Genomic DNA, 19434 nt, shown 5'->3' on the forward strand with positions numbered 1-19434 from the left:
TCATTCCGCGGCAATGCCCATCCGCATGCGCTCCATTTCCTCCAGCGCGCGCCGGTATTCAACCGGCATGACCTTGCGGAACTTCGGCCGGTACTCGCTCCAGCGATCAAGGATTTCCTTGGCGCGGGTCGAGCCCGTGTAGTGCATGTGGTTGGAGATGAGCTGGTAGAGGCGCTCCTCGTCGTGGCGCGTCATGTCCTCGGAAACGTCCACGCGTCCCTTGTGCATGATGTCGCCGCCATGATGGTGCAGCTTCTCCAGCATGTCGTCCTCTTCCGGAACCGGCTCGAGCTCGACCATCGCCATGTTGCAGCGCTTGGCGAAATCGCCCTGCTCGTCGAGCACATAGGCGACGCCGCCGGACATGCCGGCCGCGAAGTTGCGGCCCGTCTCGCCGATCACCACGACGACGCCACCCGTCATGTATTCGCAGCCGTGGTCGCCCACGCCCTCGACGACGGCGATCGCCCCGGAGTTACGCACGGCGAAGCGCTCGCCAGCCACACCACGGAAATAGCACTCGCCCGTGATCGCGCCGTAAAGCACAGTATTGCCGACGATGATCGAGTTTTCGGCCACGAGCTTGGAGTTCTCCGGCGGGCGCACGATGATGCGACCACCCGAAAGCCCCTTGCCGACATAGTCGTTGCCGTCGCCGACGAGATCGAAGGTGATGCCGCGCGCGAGGAAGGCGCCGAAGGACTGCCCGGCCGTGCCGGTCAGCGTCACATGGATCGTATCGTCCTTGAGGCCCTTGTGGCCCCAGCGCTTGGCAAGCGCACCGGAAAGCATCGCGCCGGCGGAGCGGTCGACGTTCTTGATCGGCACTTCGAAGACCACCGGCTCCTTGCTTTCGAGCGCCGGCATCGACTTTTCGATCAGCTTGCGGTCGAGGATGTCGTCGATCGGGTGCTTCTGCCGCTCCGTCCAGTAGGTCGCTTCCTTGGGAGCCTCCACCTTGTGGAAGATCTTCGTGAAGTCGAGCCCCTTGGACTTCCAGTGGGCGATCGCCTCGTCCTTCTCCAGCAGTTCGGACATGCCGATGATGTCGTCGAGTTTGGTGAAGCCGAGCGATGCGAGGATTTCACGCACCTCTTCGGCCACGAAGAAGAAGTAGTTAATGACGTGCTCGGGCGTGCCCTTGAAGCGCTTGCGCAGAACCGGGTCCTGCGTGGCCACACCGACCGGACAGGTATTCAGGTGGCACTTGCGCATCATGATGCAGCCGGCGGCGATCAATGGCGCGGTGGCGAAGCCGAATTCGTCGGCGCCGAGCAGCGCCCCGACGATGACGTCCCGGCCGGTCTTCAAGCCCCCGTCCACCTGCAGCGCGATGCGCGAGCGAAGCCCGTTCAGCACCAGCGTCTGCTGGGTTTCGGCAAGGCCGATTTCCCAAGGTGATCCGGCATGCTTCAGCGAAGTGAGCGGCGAAGCCCCAGTGCCGCCGTCGAAGCCCGCGACCGTGATATGGTCGGCGCGCGCCTTGGCGACGCCCGCCGCAACCGTGCCGACGCCCACTTCCGAGACGAGCTTCACGGAAATGTCCGAGGTCGGGTTGACGTTCTTCAGGTCGTAGATCAGCTGCGCCAGGTCTTCGATCGAATAGATGTCGTGGTGCGGCGGCGGCGAAATGAGGCCCACACCCGGCGTCGAGTGGCGGGTCTTGGCAACCGTCGCATCCACCTTGTGGCCGGGCAGCTGGCCGCCCTCGCCGGGCTTTGCGCCCTGCGCCACCTTGATCTGCAGCATGTCCGCGTTGACCAGATATTCGGTCGTGACGCCGAAGCGGCCGGACGCGATCTGCTTGATCGCCGAGCGTTCCGGGTTCTGGCTACCGTCCGCCAGCGGCATGTAGCGGTCGCTTTCCTCGCCGCCCTCGCCGGTGTTCGACTTGCCGCCGATCCGGTTCATGGCGATCGCCAGCGTCGTATGCGCCTCGCGGGAAATCGAGCCGAAGGACATGGCCCCCGTCGAGAAGCGCTTGACGATATCGACTGCCGGCTCGACCTGATCGACGGAAACCGGCTTGCGGCCGATCTGATCCGCCGTCTTGATGTTGAACAGGCCGCGGATGGTGTTCATCCGAAGCGCCGTCTCGTTCACCATCTCGGCGAATTCGCGGTAGCGGTCCTGGCTGTTGCCGCGCACGGCATGCTGCAGGGAGGCAACCGCATCCGGCGTCCAGGCGTGGCTTTCGCCGCGCATGCGGTAGGCGTATTCGCCGCCGATATCGAGCGTGGAGGCTAGAACCGGGTCCTTGCCGAAAGCGGCATGGTGACGGGCGACCGTCTCTTCGGCGATCTCCTTGAGGCCGATGCCTTCGATCGAAGTCGCCGTGCCGAAGAAATATTTCTCGACCAGTTCCGAGGAGAGGCCGATCGCATCGAAGATCTGCGCGCCGCAATAGGACTGGTAGGTCGAAATGCCCATCTTGGACATGACCTTGAGGATGCCCTTACCCACCGCCTTGATGTAGCGGTAGACGATCTCGCTCGCATCGACTTCCTTCGGGAATTCGCCGCGCATGTGCATGTCGGTCAGCGTATCGAAGGCGAGATACGGGTTGATCGCTTCCGCGCCGAAGCCGGCAAGACAGCAGAAGTGATGGATTTCGCGCGGCTCGCCCGATTCGACGACAAGACCGACCGAGGTGCGAAGCCCCTTGCGGATCAGGTGGTGATGCACGGCCGCGGTCGCCAGCAGCGCCGGGATCGCGATACGGTCCGGCCCGATCTGGCGATCGGAGAGCACGATAATGTTGTAGCCGCCCTTGACCGCCGCTTCCGCGCGCTCGCAGAGGCGGTCGAGCATCTCCGGCATGCCTTCGGCGCCACGCTCGATGTCATAGGTGAAATCGAGCGTCTTGGTATCGAAGTGATCTTCGACATGACCGATGGAGCGGATCTTTTCGAGATCGCCATTGGTCAGGATCGGCTGGCGCACCTCCATCCGCTTCGCCCGCGCCATGCCCTCATGGTCGAGGATGTTCGGACGCGGACCGATGAAGGAGACGAGGCTCATCACCAGTTCTTCGCGGATCGGATCGATCGGCGGGTTCGTCACCTGCGCGAAGTTCTGCTTGAAATAGGTGTAGAGCAGCTTCGACTTGTCGGACATGGCCGAGATCGGCGTATCGGTGCCCATCGAGCCGATGGCTTCCTGACCCGTCGTCGCCATCGGCGACATCAGGATCTTGGTGTCCTCGCTCGTGTAGCCGAAGGCCTGCTGGCGGTCGAGCAGCGATACGTCGCGGCGCAGCGCCCGCGGTTCCACCGGCTTCAGGTCTTCCAGAATGAGCTGCGTGCGGTCGAGCCAGTTCCGATAGGGATGCTTGGTCGCAAGCTCGGTCTTCACCTCTTCGTCTGAGACGATGCTGCCCTTTTCCATATCGATCAGCAGCATCTTGCCGGGCTGCAGGCGCCACTTCTTGACGATGCTCTCCTCCGGCACCGGCAGCGTGCCCGCTTCGGAGGCAAGAATGATGCGATCGTCGTCGGTCACCATGTAGCGGGCCGGACGCAGGCCGTTGCGGTCGAGCGTCGCGCCGATCTGCTTGCCGTCGGTGAAACAGACGGCGGCCGGGCCGTCCCACGGCTCCATCAGCGCCGCATGATATTCGTAGAAGGCTTTGCGCTCCTTCGACATGGACTGGTTGCCCGCCCAGGCCTCCGGGATCAGCATCATCATGGCATGCGCCAGCGAATAGCCGCCGCGCACGAGGAATTCGAGTGCGTTGTCGAAACAGGCCGTATCCGACTGGCCCTCGTAGGAGATCGGCCAGAGCTTGGAGATGTCGTCGCCGAAGAGCGGCGAGGAGACGGAAGCCTGACGCGCTGCCATCCAGTTGACGTTGCCGCGCAGCGTGTTGATCTCGCCGTTATGGGCGACCATGCGGTAGGGATGCGCGAGCTTCCACGACGGGAAGGTGTTGGTCGAGAAGCGCTGGTGCACGAGCGCCACGGCGCTCTCGAAGCGCGGATCGGCCAGGTCCTTGTAATAGGCGCCGACCTGGTAGGCCAGGAACATGCCCTTGTAGACGATGGTCGAGGAAGACAGCGACACCGGATAGAAGCCGGTCTCCTGACCGCCGAACTGATCGTAGATGCGGTTGGAGATCACCTTGCGGATGAGAAAGAGCTGCCGCTCGAATTCCAGGTTGGTCGCGGCATCCCGGCCGGCGCCGATGAAGACCTGCAGGTGATAGGGCTCGGTGGCGGCGATATCCGGCGCCTTGGAGAGCGAGGAATTGTCGACCGGCACGTCGCGGAAACCGAGGAACTGCTGCCCCTCCTCCGCGATCACATCGACGATCACCTTCTTGAAATGCTCGATCTGCTCTGCATCGCGCGGCAGGAAGAAATGGCCGACCGCATATTCGCCGGCCTTCGGCAGGGTGACGCCCTGCTTCGCCATCTCCTCGCGGAAGAAGCGATCGGGAATCTGCACCAGAATACCCGCGCCGTCACCCATCAGCGGGTCGGCACCCACCGCGCCGCGATGCGTCAGGTTTTCGAGAATGAAGAGGCCGTCCTTGACGATCTGGTGCGACTTCTTGCCCTTCATATGGGCGATGAAGCCGACGCCGCAGGCGTCATGCTCGTTGCGGGGATCGTAAAGACCTTGGCGCGCCGGCACGCCGGAGGCCTTGAAGGACCCGGCCGGGGGGACGAGCGCTTTCGTCTCGGCGGACATCGGGACCATCTGGCCGGACATCTCGGAGATTATCTTCGTCATCGTCATCCCTCCTGTTGGCCGCTTCTTCGAGCGGGCAAAGTGGCTCTCAACTGTTTCTTCCGGATGACAGGCCGCGGCCATTCCGTTCGCACGAATGGCGCCGCTCCAGCGTTTACCGCAGCCTTGATAGGAGCAGCATAACCCGGATCGGCGCGAGCGTCACGGAAAGCCTGGAACCGAAGCCTCCGAATTCTCGAAAATAGGACAACACTTCTGTCCTATTTCTCAAAATCTATGACACGCTTTCGCCCCGTTCACAAGAGGCGTCTTCAAAAAGTTGGAGCCGAAAACGACAGGAGATTATCCCATCATCAAGACGTGCGAAATTTAATTACGCGGAATGCCTGATCGATTCCGTTTGATTGCGTACGGCAACAGGTCACGCTCTCTACGCAAAGGTAACGATTGATTGCCGTCTCAAAAGGCTTAATTTCACGATCGCCTCCCCCGACGTTTCAAGGTGATGTTTCAAGATGTTCTTCGCTTCCGACAACTGGGCCGGCGCCCATTCCACCATCAATGAGCGCCTCCTTAAGGAATCCACCCGCTTCGCCGCCGCCTATGGCACCAGCGAACTCGACAAGTCGATCGAGCTGCGCTTCAACGAACTCTTCGAGCGTGAAGTCTCGGTCTATTTCGTCGCGACCGGCACGGCCGCCAATTCGCTCTCGCTCGCAAGCGTCGCAAAGCCCGGCGGCGTAACCTTCTGCCATTCGGAAGCGCATGTGATCGAGGATGAATGCGGCGCGCCGGATTTCTTCAGCGGCATGCGCATGATCCCGGTCGAAGGCCCGCACGGAAAGATGGACCCGGAAAACCTTGTCGAGCGTATCGCCCGCTACCCGCAGGACGCCGTGCACCATGGCCGCGCCGCCGCCGTCACGCTCACCCAGGCGACGGAAGTCGGCACCGTCTATTCGCTGGAAGAGATCGATGCGATCTCGAAAATCGCCAGGGAAAACGGTCTGCCGCTCCACATGGATGGCGCCCGTTTCGCCAACGCGCTCGTGGCGCTCGGCGCAACGCCTGCGGAAATGACCTGGAAGCGCGGCGTCGATATTCTTTCCTTCGGCGGCACCAAGAACGGCTGCTGGTGCGCGGAGGCGATCGTCTTCTTCGACCCCGCGCTCGCCAAGGACTTCGCCTTTCTCCGCAAGCGCTCGGCCCAGCTCTTCTCCAAGAGCCGCTTCATCGCCGCCCAGTTCGAAGCCTATCTGCAGGATGGTCTGTGGCTGAAGCTTGCTGCCCATGCCAATGCCATGGCGGACCGCCTGCGCGCCGGCCTCGACCGCTCCAACAGCGCCCGGCAGGCCTGGAAGACGACCTCCAACGAGATCTTCGTCGTGGTCAAGAAGGACGCCGCCCAGGCCGCCGAGGCGAAGGGCGCAAAGTTCTACGACTGGCTGGAGCCGCGCGACATGCCGGAGCCGGTGGGCAAGGACGAGATGCTCGTTCGTCTCGTCACCAGCTTCGCCACCACCGAAGAGGATGTGGACCAGTTCGTCGCGCTGGCGACCGGCCGCTGAATCAGGTTCGATTCTACGGCACGATCCGCGCCACGATGAGGCTCGAAAGCGCCTCCGTGAGCGCGGCATCGGCGCCGCGCCTCGGCACCAGCACGAATTCCACGTCCTCGAGCTGAGGCAGCTTTCCGGCCGCTATTTCCTTGAGGCCCGCCGGCGCCATGCTGCGCGGCTGCACCAGCACGCCCATGCCGGCGCGCGCCGCGGCGGTCAGCCCGCTGAGGCTCCCGCAGGTGCAGACGATCCGCCATGGCACCTTCTCCCGGTCGAGCGCCTCCTGGGCGATCCTTCGCGTGATGCTCGGCGGTGGAAAGGCGATCAGCGGCAAAGTATCCCCGCGGGAAAGAATATGATCGGGATCCCGCGCCAGCCATACAAGCGGTTCGCGATAGAGTAGACGGCCCTGGGTCTCCCCGATATGCCGCTTGGCCAGCACAAGGTCGAGATCGCCGACATCCTGCATCTGGTAGAGCACGGCGGAGAGCGCCACGGTAAGCTCGAGATCGACGAGCGGATGCAGCCTTATGAAGTCTTCGAGGATCGAAGTGAGCCTGCTCGCCACCACGTCTTCCGAAACCCCGAGCCGCAGCCTTCCCCGCAATCGGCTTTCGCCGAAAAGCGATTCGACCTTGCCGTTGAGGTCGAGCATGCCGCGGGCATAGCCGAGCAGCGCCTCGCCTTCAGTGGTCAGCTTCACCTCATGGGTGCTGCGATGGATGAGCTGCTTTCCGAGTGCCTTTTCCAGCCGCTGGATATGCTGGCTCACCGTCGACTGACCGACACCGAGCCTTGCCGCGGCCTGCGTGAAACTGCCGGTCTGCTGCAGCATGACGAAGCTGTTGAGGTGTGAGAGGTTCAGCATGGTTATCGCCGATCGTGATAACTGTTAATGTTTGCATCCTGCTTCATGATGGGCAAAAGAGAAAGCCTCGCTTCCAGGAACCATGCCCAGGAACCATTCTATGGCCCGCTTTCTGCCCGACCGTTTCACCGTGATGCTGATCTGCACCGTCATTCTCGCGACGGTTCTGCCGGTCCAGGGCATATGGGCGGAATATTTCGGCATCGCCACCGATATCGCGATCGCGCTTCTCTTCTTCCTGCACGGCGCGCGCCTCTCGCGCGATGTGGTGATCGCAGGCGTCCTGCACTGGCGGCTGCATCTGACGATCCTCGCAACCACCTTCGCGATCTTCCCGCTGCTCGGGCTCGCCGTCGGCTTCGTACCGGAGGATATCCTCCCCGCCCCTCTCTACATGGGCATTCTCTTCCTCTGCGTGCTGCCCTCGACTGTCCAGTCCTCGATCGCCTTCACCTCCATGGCGGGCGGCAACGTGCCGGCGGCGATCTGCGCCGCTTCGGGTTCCAATCTTTTCGGCATGTTCCTGACCCCGCTTCTGGCGGGCATCCTCCTGTCGACCACCGGCGACGGGGGCTTTTCCTGGGATGCCCTGGAAAAGATCATGATCCAGCTCCTGGCGCCCTTCGTCCTCGGCCAGCTTCTGCAGCCCTGGATCGGCAATTGGATACGCGCCCGCAAGACGCTGCTTGCGCCCGTCGATCGCGGCTCGATCCTGATGGTCGTCTATCTCGCCTTCTCAGCGGCGGTGATCGAAGGCCTCTGGCACACCTTCTCCCTTCGCGACATCGCCGTGGTCATCGCGATCGATATCCTGCTTCTGGCGATCGTCCTTTGCCTCACCATGTTCGGCAGCCGGGCGCTCGGCTTCTCCAAGGAAGACGAGATCGCCATCACCTTCTGCGGTTCGAAGAAGAGTCTCGCAAGCGGCGTGCCCATGGCCAACGCCATCTTCGCGGGCCAATCGATCGGCGCCATCGTGCTGCCGCTGATGCTCTTCCATCAGATTCAGCTCATGGCTTGCGCCGTGATCGCCCAGAAATACGCGAACCGGCTGAAGGAAAGGCAAGCGCAAGGCGCGACCGCAGCGGCATAAACCGCTTTCCAAAGCGCTTGGGTTTTTGTAAGCTCAATCCATGCCGACCCTTTTACGTTTTGCCGGCCTGCGGGTCGTGATCTATCCAAACGATCATCGTCCTGCGCATGTTCACGTAAAAGGCGCCGGTGGAGAAGCGGTATTCCTCTTGAATTGCCCTGACGGACCGCCGGAGTTGCGGGAAAGCTATGGCTTCAAGCTTCCGGATCTTCGTCGCATCGAGGATGCCTTGACGAGCGAACTCGCTACGCTTTGCGTGGCATGGAGTGAACACCATGGCGATTTCTGAGCAGGAATTAAAGGCGGCGGAAAACCGCATGCAGGAGCAGCGCGAGGCGGGTTATGCTGTGTCAGCGCGCTACGATCGGCGTTCGGGCCGCATCGTCATCGAGCTGAACACGGAAGTTCAGTTCGCCATTCCAGCAGGAAAGATCGAGGGGCTGTCGGAAGCAACGGCAAGCGACCTCGCGGAAATAGAAATCAGCCCTTCCGGTCTCGGTCTTTATTGGCCGAAGCTGGATGTTGATACCTATGTTCCCGGATTGCTGCAGGGCGTATTTGGGTCCAAGCACTGGATGGCAGCCCAGCTCGGTGCCGTCGGCGGCAGGGTGCGCTCCGCAGCGAAGGCCGCGACTGCACGCGAAAACGGCCGAAAAGGCGGACGCCCGCGCAAGACCGCCGCCCGTTGATCCAAACGGAAAACGGCTCCTCCCTTTCGGGAAGAGCCGTGGGCTTGCTGGCCGTTTAGGGCCTGCGGAGGATTAGTTGACCTGTTGCGGGGTCACCTGAGCCTCGATCGTCTTCGGCGCGTCGATCGCCTCGGCGGCGATGGCGATGCGGCGCGGCTTCATCGCTTCCGGGATGTTCCGCAGAAGGTCGATATGAAGCAGGCCGTTCTTCAGAGAGGCTGCCTGGACTTCCACATGGTCGGCAAGCTGGAAGCGGCGCTCGAAGGCGCGCTTGGCGATGCCGCGATAGAGAAACTCCGTCTGACCGGTCCTTTCCTCTTCGCTCTTCTCGCCCTTGACGGTCAGAACGTGAGCCTGCGATTCGATCGACAGCTCCTTCTCGTCGAAACCGGCGACGGCCATGGTGATGCGGTAGGTATTCTCACCCGTCCGCTCGATATTGTAGGGCGGATAGCTCTGGCTCTGGCCCTGGTCGGGCTGACCGAGGCTGTCGAGCATGGTGAAGAGGCGGTCGAAGCCGACCGTGGAGCGGTAAAGCGGAGAAAAATCGACGTGACGCATAGTGTCCTCCTTGGAAGCGACGTTTGCGAATTTTGACTTGGGTGGCCGCATCCCTTCTTGGCGATGCGGCTCCCGCTTGGGCGGACCCTTTCGGCGCCCGCACAACCAAGATGGGAATTGCCTTTTCCCGCTTCAAGACCCCCTTTTCGCGAAACGCCGCCTTGCCTGAACCCCTTATGAATGCTCGATTTTGGTAAGGTTCAGGACCTTTTCGATAGAAGGGAGGGGCAAGAAGGCGGACAGCCTCCAAGACTGGTATTATGCGTCCCTTCGGTCTACATTTGCCGGAACCGGGAACCCGGTTCCGGCTTCTTTTTTCATGACCTCGACGGCAGTTTCCATGGACGACATTCTCCGCGTAACACCCGGCAATCCCATGCCGCCGAATGCCACGGCCGGTTATTTCGAAGGTTATCGCGGCGCGAAGCTGAGATATGCCCTCTTTCGCTCCGATATTTCGCCGGCCGCCGGCACGGTGGTGCTCCTGCAGGGGCGCAACGAATTCATCGAGAAATATTACGAGACGATCCGCGACCTCAACGCCATGGGTCTCTGGGTCGCGACTTTCGACCTGCGCGGCCAGGGCGGCTCCGACCGATTGACGAAGGACCCGCGCAAGGGCCATGTCCGCCGCTTCCGCGATTACGAGCGGGATCTCGAAATCTTCCTGGAAAAGATCGTGCTGCCGGATGCCCGGATGCCCTTCTTCCTCATCGGCCATTCCACCGGCGCGCTGATCGCGCTGTCGGCAGGGCCGCGCCTTGGTAACCGCATCAGCCGCATGGCGCTGCTCGGACCCTATATCGGCTTCCAGAACCAGGAAGCTCCCGAGGCAGTGGTTCGCCCGCTTTCGGCCCTGTTGAGCTGGACCGGCCTCGGCCATGTCTCGCTCGGCAAGGACAAGAGCCGGCTGCCCTTCGAGAACAACGGTCTCACGCGCGATCCGCGCCGTTTCGAGCGGAACACCGAGATCATAAAGGCCTATCCGGACCTCACCGTTGGCGCCCCGACCGCCCGCTGGGTGCACGAGACGCTGAGTGCGGCCCGCCGTGTTTCCCGGCAGACCCTCCTGACCGAGATCACCATCCCGACCCTCATCCTCGCGCCCGTTTTGGATGGCGTGGTGCCCTATGCGCTGCAGGAGGAACTGTCGCGCAATTTTCGCGCCGCCCAGCTCGTCACCATCACCGGCGGGCGCCACGAGATTCTGCAGGAGAAGGATATCTACCGCGCCCAGGCTCTGGCGGCTTTTCAGGCCTTCATGCCGGGCGAGGACGGCGGCCTCGATCTTACCGAAACCGCCGCGTGAATTTGAATACGCGCCTGAAAGCCTAAACTTCGGCTGAGGCTCAGGCTGCTCCCGAGAGCAGCTCCAGCGCTTCTTCGTGCACCGCCTTGCTGCCGGCCGCCAGAATGCTGCCGCCCGCCTCCGGCCGGCCGCCGTCCCAGGTGGTGATGATGCCGCCCGCCTGCTCGATGAGCGGGATCAGCGCCCCGACGTCATAGGGTTTCAGCCCGTTTTCCACCACGATATCCACGTGGCCCGCTGCCAGCAGCGCATAGGCATAGCAGTCGCAGCCGTAGCGGAAGAGCCGCACGCGGCTTTCCACCACCCTGTACTTTTCCATATCCCCGCCCACGAAGAGATGCGGCGAGGTGGTGAACAGAATGGCATTGGAAAGAGACCCACAATCCCGCGTCGAAATCTGCCGCTCGCCGTCCGGCCCGCTATACCAGGAGCGCTTGCCGTCGGCGAAGTAGCGCTCGCCGGTAAAGGGCTGGTCCATGAGGCCCATGGTCGCCCGCCCCTCAGATTGGAAGCCGATCAGCGTGCCCCATACCGGCAGGCCGGAGATGAAGGCTCGCGTGCCGTCGATCGGGTCGATCACCCAGATATGCTCGCGGTCGAGGCCGATATTGTCGTGCTCTTCGCCGAGGATGCCGTGCTCGGGAAACTTTTCCGTAATCAGTGCGCGGATCGCCGTTTCCGCCGCCCGGTCGCCCTCGGTTACCGGATCGAAGCCGCCCTCCATCTTGTTCGTCACATAGGCGCCGGTGCGGAAACGCGGCAGGGTCTCGGCCTTGGCGGCGTCGGCAAGGGCATGGAAAAAGGCGCGATCGGGAAACATGGGACACCGGCGAAGGATGAAGATGGGCTGTTTTAGACACGTTCGGCGACAAAGCAAATCGCATTTGCACCCGCGGGCACGTGATCAAATTATAATCAGCAGATAAAGTTGCTTGACATTTGTGCAATGCACCATTAACGTCACAGCTACAGTCTTTCGACTGTAAATACCCTCCTTGGGTGTTTCCTCCCTAGACTTAGCCGCGCCAAAAGCGCGGTTTTTTTTGCCCGCATTTTCTATTCGATCGAAATTATTGCCGGTTATTCAGCCGCGAGCGCTGTGTCGCCCGCGAAATCCTCGACGAACTCCGCCATCCGGCGCATGAAGGCCGAAAGTGCTGCGGCAAGCAGCTCGAATTCCGGCCTTTTGGCGAGCGTCATCTCATCGACATAGAGGGAGCGGTTGATCTCGATCTGCAGCGCATGCAGGCCGCGCACCGGCCTGCCGTAATGCTCGGTGATGAAGCCGCCGGCATAGGGCTTGTTGCGCACCGCCGAAAAGCCGAGATCCTCAAGAAAGTGCAGCGCCGCGCGGGAAAGCTCGGTCGAGGCGCTGGTGCCGTAGCGATCGCCGATGATGAAATCGGGCCGGATATCGGAACCGGAAAGGCGGATATTGCCGGGCATCGAATGGCAATCGACCAGAACGCCGAAGCCGAATCGTGCATGGGTACGGGCGATCAACCGCCTCAGGCAGGTGTGGTATGGCTTGTAGATCGTCTCGATGCGCAAAAGCGCCTCTTCCACCGGCAGGCGCCGCCGGTAGATCTCCATGTTTTCCGCCACGATCCTGGGGATCGTGCCGAGCCCGCCGGCCACCCGCATGGAGCCGATGTTCACATAGGGAGGTAGCGGCCCGTCGAACATGCGCGGGTCCAGCTCATAGGGCTCGCGGTTGACGTCCAGATAGGCGCGCGGGAAATGGGCGAGAAGCAGTGGCGCGCCGAGCTCCGTCACCCCGGCGAACAGCTCATCGACATAGTGATCCTCGGAACGGCGGATCGCCATGGAATCGAGCCGGGTTTCGGCAAGGAGGGAGAGAGGATAGCAGCGGCCGCTATGGGGGGAATTGAAAACGAAGGGGATGGTCTGCTCTACGGGTTCCCTCACCTCGAAGTGCTCGAATTCTCCCGTCACCCAGTCCATCCGGCCTTTACCATTTCACCAGTTTGTTTATCACGGCATGTTGCCAGTTGCCCGGCGCGAAGTCCATACTATCTATACCTCACCATAAGCGGTCCTTCCCCTATTAAACGGATGTTTACCATAAGTTTGATAGCGTGGGCGGACTCATAACATGCGGAATTACGGTCCTGGAGATGATGCAGAAAATCCTTCTCGCCGAAGATGATAACGATATGCGCCGCTTCCTTGTGAAGGCGCTGGAAAAGGCGGGGTACAACGTCGCTTCCTTCGATAACGGCGCAAGCGCCTACGACCGGCTCCGCGAGGAACCCTTCTCGCTTCTCCTGACCGATATCGTCATGCCGGAGATGGACGGCATCGAGCTTGCGCGCCGCGCCACCGAGCTCGATCCGGACCTCAAGGTGATGTTCATCACCGGCTTTGCGGCTGTGGCGCTGAACTCCGATTCCAAGGCCCCGAAGGATGCGAAGGTGCTTTCCAAGCCCTTCCACCTGCGTGATCTTGTGGACGAAGTGAACAAGCTGCTGGCGGCCTGAACCGCGCGATACCGGGTTTGCAAGGCTTTCAAAAAAGCTTCGCATTTTCTGGCAAAAACCAGTTGACGGCCCGATCAGCTTATGGTCTATGCGCCGCCATCGGATGGGCGTGTAGCTCAGCGGGAGAGCACTACGTTGACATCGTAGGGGTCACAAGTTCAATCCTTGTCACGCCCACCATTCGAATTCGCTGAACAGCAAGGGCTTTCGGGAAACCGAAAGCCCTTTTTGCATAGTGGCCCCTAGGCTCATCGAACCTGATGCCGGCATCGCTGCCCGCAACGCCTCTTGAGGCGGCGGGAGCGAATACCCAGCGGCATACCCGCGCTCAAAAACTTTCCACAGACGAAATCACGACTGCCGCTTTCACCGTCGGCAGGAGATCATTCCGCTGCTTCGGTGCCGGCCGCGTGCCATGCAAATCCGATGCGTATGTTGGACTTTACGGAGACGCCTCTAGATTAATGATGAAACCCGCTGGAGATGACACGAATTGCAGAAACCTCCGCTATCCGGCATCTCACCAATCTCCTTTTTTGGCTCCGCAGTAATCTCGCTCGGCCTGATCCTCTTTGCGACCGTGGCCCCAGCCACAGCCTCCAGAGTTTTCGAGACCGCGAACAAATGGATCGTTGAGGAGGCGGGCTGGCTCTACATGCTGGCGGTTGCCGGTTTCGTCATATTTCTGCTCTGCCTTGCGATAAGCCCGCTCGGCAAGATCAAGCTTGGCCCAGACGATTCGTCTCCCGACTACAGCTATGGAACCTGGGTCGCGATGCTGTTCAGCGCGGGGATGGGGATCGGCATCGTCTTCTTCGGCGTGGCCGAACCGATCACGCATTTCTCGACGCCACCGGATGCGCCGGCCCGCACTCCCCAGGCCGCGCGCGACGCGATGGAGATAACCTTCTTCCACTGGGGCATTCACGCCTGGGCGATCTATGCGGTGATCGGCCTCTCGCTCGCCTATTTCGGCTATCGCAGAGGCGAGCCGCTCGTCATTCGCTCGGCTTTTCGGCCGCTTCTCGGCGACAGGGTGAACGGGCCGATCGGCGACATGATCGATATCTTCGCGGTGGTCGGCACTCTCGCCGGCCTTGCGACTTCATTAGGTCTCGGTGTTGCGCAGCTCAACGCCACCGGCGCCTATCTCTTCGGCCTTGAGCAGAACATCACGACGCAGGTCGTCCTGATCGGCATCGTCACGATACTGGCCACAATCACCGTCGGCACCGGCCTCGACAACGGCATTCGCCGCCTCAGCGAAATGATCCTCATCGTTTCCTTCATATTGATGGGACTGATCCTCGCCGTCGGCCCGACCCGTTTCCTTCTTCAGGCGTTCGTCGAGAATATCGGCCTCTATCTCAACGGCTTTGTCTCGCGCACCTTCCATATCTATGCCTATGAGCCCACCGACTGGGTCGGCACCTGGACCCTGTTCTATTGGGGCTGGTGGATCTCGTGGTCACCTTTCGTCGGCATGTTTATCGCGCGCATTTCACGCGGACGGACGATCCGGCAGTTCCTCCTCGGCGTGCTCTTCGCACCCGCCGGCTTCAGCTTCATCTGGTTCACGATTTTCGGCGACGTGGCGATCTGGCTCGATCTGAACGCAGCCAATGGCGAGCTGTCGCGCACGGTTGCGGAGAACATGCCAATCGCGCTCTTCACGGTATTCGAATATCTGCCGTGGTCAGGCCTGCTCGCCTGGATCACGGGCCTGCTCGTCGCCGTCTATTTCATAACGGCGTCCGATGCAGGCGCCCTGGTCATCGCGATGATCACGTCGCGGGGAGACGAAGAACCGGTGCTCTGGCTTCGCGTGTTCTGGGCGCTTGTCTGCGGCGGGGTCGCCGCCTGCCTGCTCCTGGCGGGCGGGTTGGATGCGGTTCAGATGGCGGCGGTCATTGCCGCCCTGCCGCTTGTCATCGTCATGATCCTGATGTGCTATGGCGTCTGGAAGGCTCTCCACGACGAAGTGGCGCTGACCGAAAGCGCCGCCCTCCCCCCGGCGCCGCTTGTTCCGAACGAAGGGACCTTCCTTTGGCGGCGGCGATTGGGAGCGATCGTCAGCCATCCCACACGCCGCCAGATCACCACCTATATCGATAGCACGGTCCGCAAGGCGCTGGATGCCGTGGTCATCGAATTGACGAAGCGGGACCTGTCTGCGACCGTCGAAGATGCCGACGACAGTTTGCGGTTGATCGTCAGCCACGGGCAGGAAGCGCCCGATTTCATCTATGAGGTCCGCCCCATCAGCCAGCCGATACCGGCCTTCGCGCTCACGGACACAGCCCGGGGAGAAAGTGGCCGCAACCGATACTACCGGGCGGAAGTATTCCTGGCGCAAGGCGGCAGGGGCTACGACATCTACGGCTATGACGCCGAACAGGTGATCGCCGATATCATCAATCATTACGACCGCTTCCGGCATTACCTTTCGCTGAAGGTATGATGCCGGTTTGCGGACCTGTCTTCTCCCTCTCTCCTACCTCCTTGTACGATCTTGCTTTAAAGAAACCGATCATGCAGCTAGAAGCATGTCGCGCAAAAGTGTGAAGCGGTTTTGCGATAACGACATGCGTAGAAGCACTCATGCGCACCTGCATTCGAGATTCTTCGCCGAACGGTATTGGGAGCAAACGAGCGATGGCCCAGAAGATCATTCCCGTCATCATGGCCGGCGGCAAGGGCACGAGGCTCTGGCCCCTATCGCGCGCCAGCGCGCCGAAGCAGTTCATCCAGTTCATCGGCGACCGCACCCTCTTCCAGGCAACGCTGACGCGGGTCTCCGATCCCGCGCTTTACGAGGCGCCGGTCGTCATCACCAACGAGGATTTCCGCTTCCTGGTGGCCGAGCAGGCCCGCGAACTCGGCGTCAAGTTGGCAGGCACCCTGCTGGAACCAGTCGCCCGCAACACCGCCGCAGCCGTGGCCGCTGCAGCCGCCTTCGCGAGCAGCCGCTTCGGCAAGGATGCCGTCCTCCAGGTGCTCGCCTCCGACCATGAGATCGTCGCCGATGCCGCCTATTTCGAGGCGATCCGGATCGCCCGCGATACCGCGCTAGAAGGCAGGCTCGTTACCTTCGGCATCACGCCCAGCGAGCCCGCCACGGGCTATGGCTATATCGAGATCGGCGAGAAGCGTCCCTCCGGCGCCCATGCGGTGAAACGCTTCGTCGAGAAGCCGGCCCTGCCGGAGGCCGAACGCATGCTCGCCGCCGGCGGCTATTACTGGAACTCGGGCATCTTCATGTTCAAGGCTTCCCAGGTGCTTGCCGAGATGAAGGCGCTTGCGCCCGAGGTCGAGGCCGCCGCCCGCGAAGCCACCGCCAAGGCCACCAGCGATCTCGATTTTACGAGGCTCGACGCGGAAGCCTTTGCCAAAAGTCCGGATATCTCGATCGACTATGCGATCATGGAAAAGACCGCCAATGCGGCCGTCGTGCCCTCCTCCTTCACCTGGTCCGATCTCGGAAGCTGGGATGCCGTCTGGAAGCTCGGCAAGCGGGATGAGGCCGGCAACGTCACCGCCGGCAACGCCACGGTCGTCAACACAAGGAACTCGCTCGTCATGTCGCGCACCAGCCATCTGGCTGTGCAGGGACTGGAAAACGTCGCGGTGATCGCCAGCGAGGATGCCGTCTATGTCGGGCGGCTGGAGGATAGCCAGAGCGTCGGCAAGCTCGTCAAGCAGCTCGCCGCCGCGAAGGCGACGGCAGCGCTCACCGAGACGCACCCCACCTCCTACCGCCCCTGGGGCGGTTATACCTCGGTGCTTAACGGTGACCGCTTTCAGGTGAAGCGCCTCTTCGTCTCGCCGGGCAAGAAGCTGTCGCTGCAGAAGCATCACCACCGCGCCGAGCACTGGATCTGCGTGAAGGGCACTGCGGAAGTGACGATCGGCGACCAGGTGAGGATCATCCGCGAAAACGAGTCCGTCTACATCCCCCAGGGCGAGGTGCACCGGCTCGCCAATCCCGGCAAGATCACGCTCGAGATGATCGAGGTGCAGACCGGCTCCTATCTCGGCGAGGACGATATCATCCGCATCGAGGATACTTTCGGGCGGAGCTGATTTGGCTCGATGCCGCTGGTGGATGGCGCTTTACGCCACAAGCGGACTTTCAGGGCGAATACCAGTCAGCAAGGTCTGTGAGAGTTGAGACCATGATACGTGCTGCCACCTCCAAGGATGCAGAACAAGCCATCCGCGTTATACAGCGGTCCATTGAGGAACTGTGCGTTTCCGATCACCTGCGAGACGAAAACGTTCTGAGCATGTGGCTTTCGAACAAAACAGCCGAAAACTTTCGCCTTTGGCTAGAATCGCCAGACCAAATTCTCCTAGTGACCGAGCGCGATGGAGTGATTTGCTCCGTCGGGGGAGCGACACGAACTGGTGAGATCACCTTGAACTACATTCTGCCCGGCACTCGCTTCAGCGGGTTAAGCAAGGCCATGGTCATAGCGCTGGAACGAATCTTGCTGGACTTGGGCAACTCGCGCGTTCGTCTCACAAGCACTCGGACGGCGCAGCGGTTCTATCACTCTATTGGATACCAGGATGTCGGGCCCCCAGTGTTCTGGGGGCGACTGCCCGGTTACCCGATAGAGAAAATCATCGCATGAAACGATCCGCTTCGGCCCGCTGCATCATTGAATATCGACAAGCACCTTGCCGACGACCGAACCCGTCTCCAGAGCTTCGTGAGCCTCGACGATACGATCGAGCGGAACCTGCATGCCGATTTTCGGGACATATGCCCCGGATGCGATGCAGGCGTTTATGGCGTCGATCGCATCACGCTTCGCCTCGAACGGTACGTTGTAGATGAACACGAACCGGAACACGCATCCGCCGACCATCGCCTTGAGCAATGGCAGGGAAAGCTCGTCGCTTGCCTGTCCGGTCGCGTAGGAACTGACAACGCCGCCCTGCGCAAGGCAGGCCATGTCGATCGCGAGATTGGCCTTGAGGTTGACGTCAACGATCCGGTCCACGCCGCGGCTATCGGTCTGCGACCGAATGACGGCAGGGACATCCTCCTTCAAGAGATTGATGACGAGGTCGGCACCTGCTGCCTTGGCGACCGCGACGTGGTCGTCGCTGAGCACCGTCGCCGCCACCCAGGCCCCGGCCCATTTGGCGAGCAGGATGGCGGCCGTGCCGACAACGCCTGCCCCGCCATGGACAAGGACGCGACGTCCCTTGATGTCACCGTCTGCAAACAGGCATCTGTGGGCAGTCAGCGCGGGAATTCCAAGGCTTGCTCCAACCTCGAAGGAAACATTCCTTGGCAACGGCACGGCATTGGTGGCGAGTGTAATCGCGTATTCGGCGGCGGTTCCGCTCGCCCGGCCGTACTGCGCCTCGAAAATCCAGACACGCTCACCAAGTCGGCTTTCCGGAACGCTGTCGCCGACCGCATCGATGATTCCGGCCCCATCCTGATGAGGAATGATTCTCGGGAAGGCCATGGTTGCCGAAAAGCCGGTGCGGGCCTTGATATCCGTCGGGTTGACGCCGGACACGTGAATGCGGACACGAACCTCGCCCGGGCCAGGTTGGGGCGTGGACACTTCCCCCACGGCGAGGACATCCCGGGCTTCGCCCTGGCGATTGTAATAAGCAGCTCTCATCCTAATGTTTCCCATTGTTTGGTTCGGGTTGCGCGACGACGATGCATCATGGTTAAATCTGCCCATGCAGGCCATTGCGCAAGAAGGGAAACATTTTATATATAGGGATACTAATTATACTAATGGAGCTCGAATGCCCGTTTCAGAAAGCGGATATCGCTGCGCCGTCGAGGCGACCGTTCATGTGGCGGGCGGCAAATGGAAGCCGATCATCATCCATTATCTGATCAGCGGCACGAAGCGTTTCGGTGAACTCCGCCGCCTGATCGGCGGCATCACGCAACGCTCGTTGACCCTACAACTGCGCGAACTCGAGGAAAGCGGCGTGATCACCCGGGAGGTGTTCGCGGAGGTGCCGCCGCGCGTCGAATACACGCTGACGGAATTCGGGATGACACTGGCGCCGGTACTCTCAGCCATGAAGGAATGGGGAGAGATCTATATCCAGCGCAGGCTCGATAAACAGTAGCGACGCCCGCTTCGGGCAGAAAGCGGACGAACGTCGCCTACGCTC

The 19434-nt window shown here is 61.4% G+C and carries 16 protein-coding genes and 1 tRNA gene; 11 read left to right on the plus strand and 6 right to left on the minus strand.

The window, feature by feature from the left end; translation table 11 throughout:
* Positions 1 to 4692 carry a glutamate synthase large subunit gene (gltB, locus tag ACE04I_RS19595; RefSeq protein WP_487207542.1) on the minus strand — a complete coding sequence of 1564 codons (4692 nt, stop codon included), beginning with the start codon at positions 4690 to 4692 and terminating at the stop codon, positions 1 to 3.
* 515 nt (positions 4693 to 5207) lie between these two features.
* Between gltB and ACE04I_RS19600 the strand changes: the two genes are divergently transcribed.
* Complete coding sequence (locus ACE04I_RS19600) at positions 5208 to 6260, plus strand: threonine aldolase family protein (RefSeq protein ID WP_487207533.1); 1053 nt, start codon at positions 5208 to 5210, stop codon at positions 6258 to 6260.
* 13 nt (positions 6261 to 6273) lie between these two features.
* Here the strand turns inward: ACE04I_RS19600 and ACE04I_RS19605 are convergent, their stop codons facing one another.
* Positions 6274 to 7119: a LysR family transcriptional regulator gene (locus ACE04I_RS19605; protein ID WP_487207534.1), complete on the minus strand. Its 846-nt coding sequence runs from the start codon at positions 7117 to 7119 to the stop codon at positions 6274 to 6276.
* A gap of 100 nt (positions 7120 to 7219) precedes the next feature.
* Here ACE04I_RS19605 and ACE04I_RS19610 point away from each other — a divergent pair, with 100 nt between their 5' ends.
* The 3 genes from ACE04I_RS19610 to ACE04I_RS19620 are packed head-to-tail and all read left to right on the plus strand — an operon-like array spanning position 7220 to position 8901.
* Positions 7220 to 8212 carry a bile acid:sodium symporter family protein gene (locus ACE04I_RS19610; protein WP_170986371.1) on the plus strand — a complete coding sequence of 331 codons (993 nt, stop codon included), beginning with the start codon at positions 7220 to 7222 and terminating at the stop codon, positions 8210 to 8212.
* Between the two features lie 40 nt (positions 8213 to 8252).
* Positions 8253 to 8501, plus strand: a complete 249-nt coding sequence (locus tag ACE04I_RS19615) for a DUF4160 domain-containing protein (protein WP_082118341.1) — start codon at positions 8253 to 8255, stop codon at positions 8499 to 8501.
* Positions 8488 to 8901 (plus strand): DUF2442 domain-containing protein, encoded by a 414-nt coding sequence (locus ACE04I_RS19620; RefSeq protein ID WP_046794664.1) that lies wholly within the window; start codon positions 8488 to 8490, stop codon positions 8899 to 8901. The genes ACE04I_RS19615 and ACE04I_RS19620 overlap by 14 nt, the downstream gene beginning before the upstream one ends.
* 72 nt (positions 8902 to 8973) lie before the next feature.
* Here ACE04I_RS19620 and ACE04I_RS19625 read toward each other — a convergent pair whose 3' ends face one another.
* Positions 8974 to 9462, minus strand: coding sequence for an Hsp20 family protein (locus tag ACE04I_RS19625; protein WP_046794665.1), 489 nt, complete (start codon positions 9460 to 9462; stop codon positions 8974 to 8976).
* A gap of 340 nt (positions 9463 to 9802) precedes the next feature.
* Between ACE04I_RS19625 and ACE04I_RS19630 the strand changes: the two genes are divergently transcribed.
* A complete protein-coding gene (locus ACE04I_RS19630; RefSeq protein ID WP_046794666.1) occupies positions 9803 to 10771 on the plus strand; it encodes an alpha/beta fold hydrolase in 969 nt (322 codons plus the stop codon).
* A gap of 40 nt (positions 10772 to 10811) precedes the next feature.
* Here the strand turns inward: ACE04I_RS19630 and hisN are convergent, their stop codons facing one another.
* Positions 10812 to 11591, minus strand: a complete 780-nt coding sequence (gene hisN / locus ACE04I_RS19635; RefSeq protein WP_046794667.1) for a histidinol-phosphatase — start codon at positions 11589 to 11591, stop codon at positions 10812 to 10814.
* Between the two features lie 260 nt (positions 11592 to 11851).
* Complete coding sequence (locus tag ACE04I_RS19640; RefSeq protein WP_046794668.1) at positions 11852 to 12736, minus strand: N-formylglutamate amidohydrolase; 885 nt, start codon at positions 12734 to 12736, stop codon at positions 11852 to 11854.
* A 173-nt stretch (positions 12737 to 12909) separates the two neighbouring features.
* Here ACE04I_RS19640 and cpdR point away from each other — a divergent pair, with 173 nt between their 5' ends.
* From cpdR to ACE04I_RS19665, 5 genes are all read left to right on the plus strand, one after another.
* Complete coding sequence (gene cpdR / locus ACE04I_RS19645; protein ID WP_046794669.1) at positions 12910 to 13272, plus strand: cell cycle two-component system response regulator CpdR; 363 nt, start codon at positions 12910 to 12912, stop codon at positions 13270 to 13272.
* A gap of 105 nt (positions 13273 to 13377) precedes the next feature.
* Positions 13378 to 13452: transfer RNA gene (locus ACE04I_RS19650), tRNA-Val, on the plus strand.
* A gap of 313 nt (positions 13453 to 13765) precedes the next feature.
* The gene (locus ACE04I_RS19655; RefSeq protein ID WP_046794670.1) at positions 13766 to 15733 is read left to right on the plus strand and encodes a BCCT family transporter; all 1968 of its coding nucleotides are present in this window, start codon (positions 13766 to 13768) and stop codon (positions 15731 to 15733) included.
* A 194-nt stretch (positions 15734 to 15927) separates the two neighbouring features.
* Positions 15928 to 17355: a mannose-1-phosphate guanylyltransferase/mannose-6-phosphate isomerase gene (locus ACE04I_RS19660; RefSeq protein ID WP_487207535.1), complete on the plus strand. Its 1428-nt coding sequence runs from the start codon at positions 15928 to 15930 to the stop codon at positions 17353 to 17355.
* A gap of 203 nt (positions 17356 to 17558) precedes the next feature.
* On the plus strand, positions 17559 to 17909 hold the full coding sequence (locus ACE04I_RS19665) for a GNAT family N-acetyltransferase (protein WP_487207543.1): 351 nt from the start codon (positions 17559 to 17561) through the stop codon (positions 17907 to 17909).
* Between the two features lie 24 nt (positions 17910 to 17933).
* Here the strand turns inward: ACE04I_RS19665 and ACE04I_RS19670 are convergent, their stop codons facing one another.
* Positions 17934 to 18920 carry an NADPH:quinone reductase gene (locus tag ACE04I_RS19670; protein ID WP_046794673.1) on the minus strand — a complete coding sequence of 329 codons (987 nt, stop codon included), beginning with the start codon at positions 18918 to 18920 and terminating at the stop codon, positions 17934 to 17936.
* 133 nt (positions 18921 to 19053) lie between these two features.
* Between ACE04I_RS19670 and ACE04I_RS19675 the strand changes: the two genes are divergently transcribed.
* A complete protein-coding gene (locus ACE04I_RS19675) occupies positions 19054 to 19389 on the plus strand; it encodes a winged helix-turn-helix transcriptional regulator (protein ID WP_046794674.1) in 336 nt (111 codons plus the stop codon).
* The last annotated feature ends 45 nt before the right edge of the window (positions 19390 to 19434 follow it).

The sequence above is a fragment of the Rhizobium moroccans genome, assembly GCF_057559155.1.

What these genes read in the sequence shown, in the direction of transcription:
- gltB (WP_487207542.1), bottom strand. Translation starts at nt 4,692, where the DNA reads ATGTCCGCCGAGACGAAAGCGCTCGTCCCCCCGGCCGGGTCCTTCAAG.
- ACE04I_RS19600 (WP_487207533.1), top strand. Translation starts at nt 5,208, where the DNA reads ATGTTCTTCGCTTCCGACAACTGGGCCGGCGCCCATTCCACCATCAAT.
- ACE04I_RS19605 (WP_487207534.1), bottom strand. Translation starts at nt 7,119, where the DNA reads ATGCTGAACCTCTCACACCTCAACAGCTTCGTCATGCTGCAGCAGACC.
- ACE04I_RS19610 (WP_170986371.1), top strand. Translation starts at nt 7,220, where the DNA reads ATGGCCCGCTTTCTGCCCGACCGTTTCACCGTGATGCTGATCTGCACC.
- ACE04I_RS19615 (WP_082118341.1), top strand. Translation starts at nt 8,253, where the DNA reads ATGCCGACCCTTTTACGTTTTGCCGGCCTGCGGGTCGTGATCTATCCA.
- ACE04I_RS19620 (WP_046794664.1), top strand. Translation starts at nt 8,488, where the DNA reads ATGGCGATTTCTGAGCAGGAATTAAAGGCGGCGGAAAACCGCATGCAG.
- ACE04I_RS19625 (WP_046794665.1), bottom strand. Translation starts at nt 9,462, where the DNA reads ATGCGTCACGTCGATTTTTCTCCGCTTTACCGCTCCACGGTCGGCTTC.
- ACE04I_RS19630 (WP_046794666.1), top strand. Translation starts at nt 9,803, where the DNA reads ATGGACGACATTCTCCGCGTAACACCCGGCAATCCCATGCCGCCGAAT.
- hisN (WP_046794667.1), bottom strand. Translation starts at nt 11,591, where the DNA reads ATGTTTCCCGATCGCGCCTTTTTCCATGCCCTTGCCGACGCCGCCAAG.
- ACE04I_RS19640 (WP_046794668.1), bottom strand. Translation starts at nt 12,736, where the DNA reads ATGGACTGGGTGACGGGAGAATTCGAGCACTTCGAGGTGAGGGAACCC.
- cpdR (WP_046794669.1), top strand. Translation starts at nt 12,910, where the DNA reads ATGATGCAGAAAATCCTTCTCGCCGAAGATGATAACGATATGCGCCGC.
- ACE04I_RS19660 (WP_487207535.1), top strand. Translation starts at nt 15,928, where the DNA reads ATGGCCCAGAAGATCATTCCCGTCATCATGGCCGGCGGCAAGGGCACG.
- ACE04I_RS19665 (WP_487207543.1), top strand. Translation starts at nt 17,559, where the DNA reads ATGTGGCTTTCGAACAAAACAGCCGAAAACTTTCGCCTTTGGCTAGAA.
- ACE04I_RS19670 (WP_046794673.1), bottom strand. Translation starts at nt 18,920, where the DNA reads ATGAGAGCTGCTTATTACAATCGCCAGGGCGAAGCCCGGGATGTCCTC.
- ACE04I_RS19675 (WP_046794674.1), top strand. Translation starts at nt 19,054, where the DNA reads ATGCCCGTTTCAGAAAGCGGATATCGCTGCGCCGTCGAGGCGACCGTT.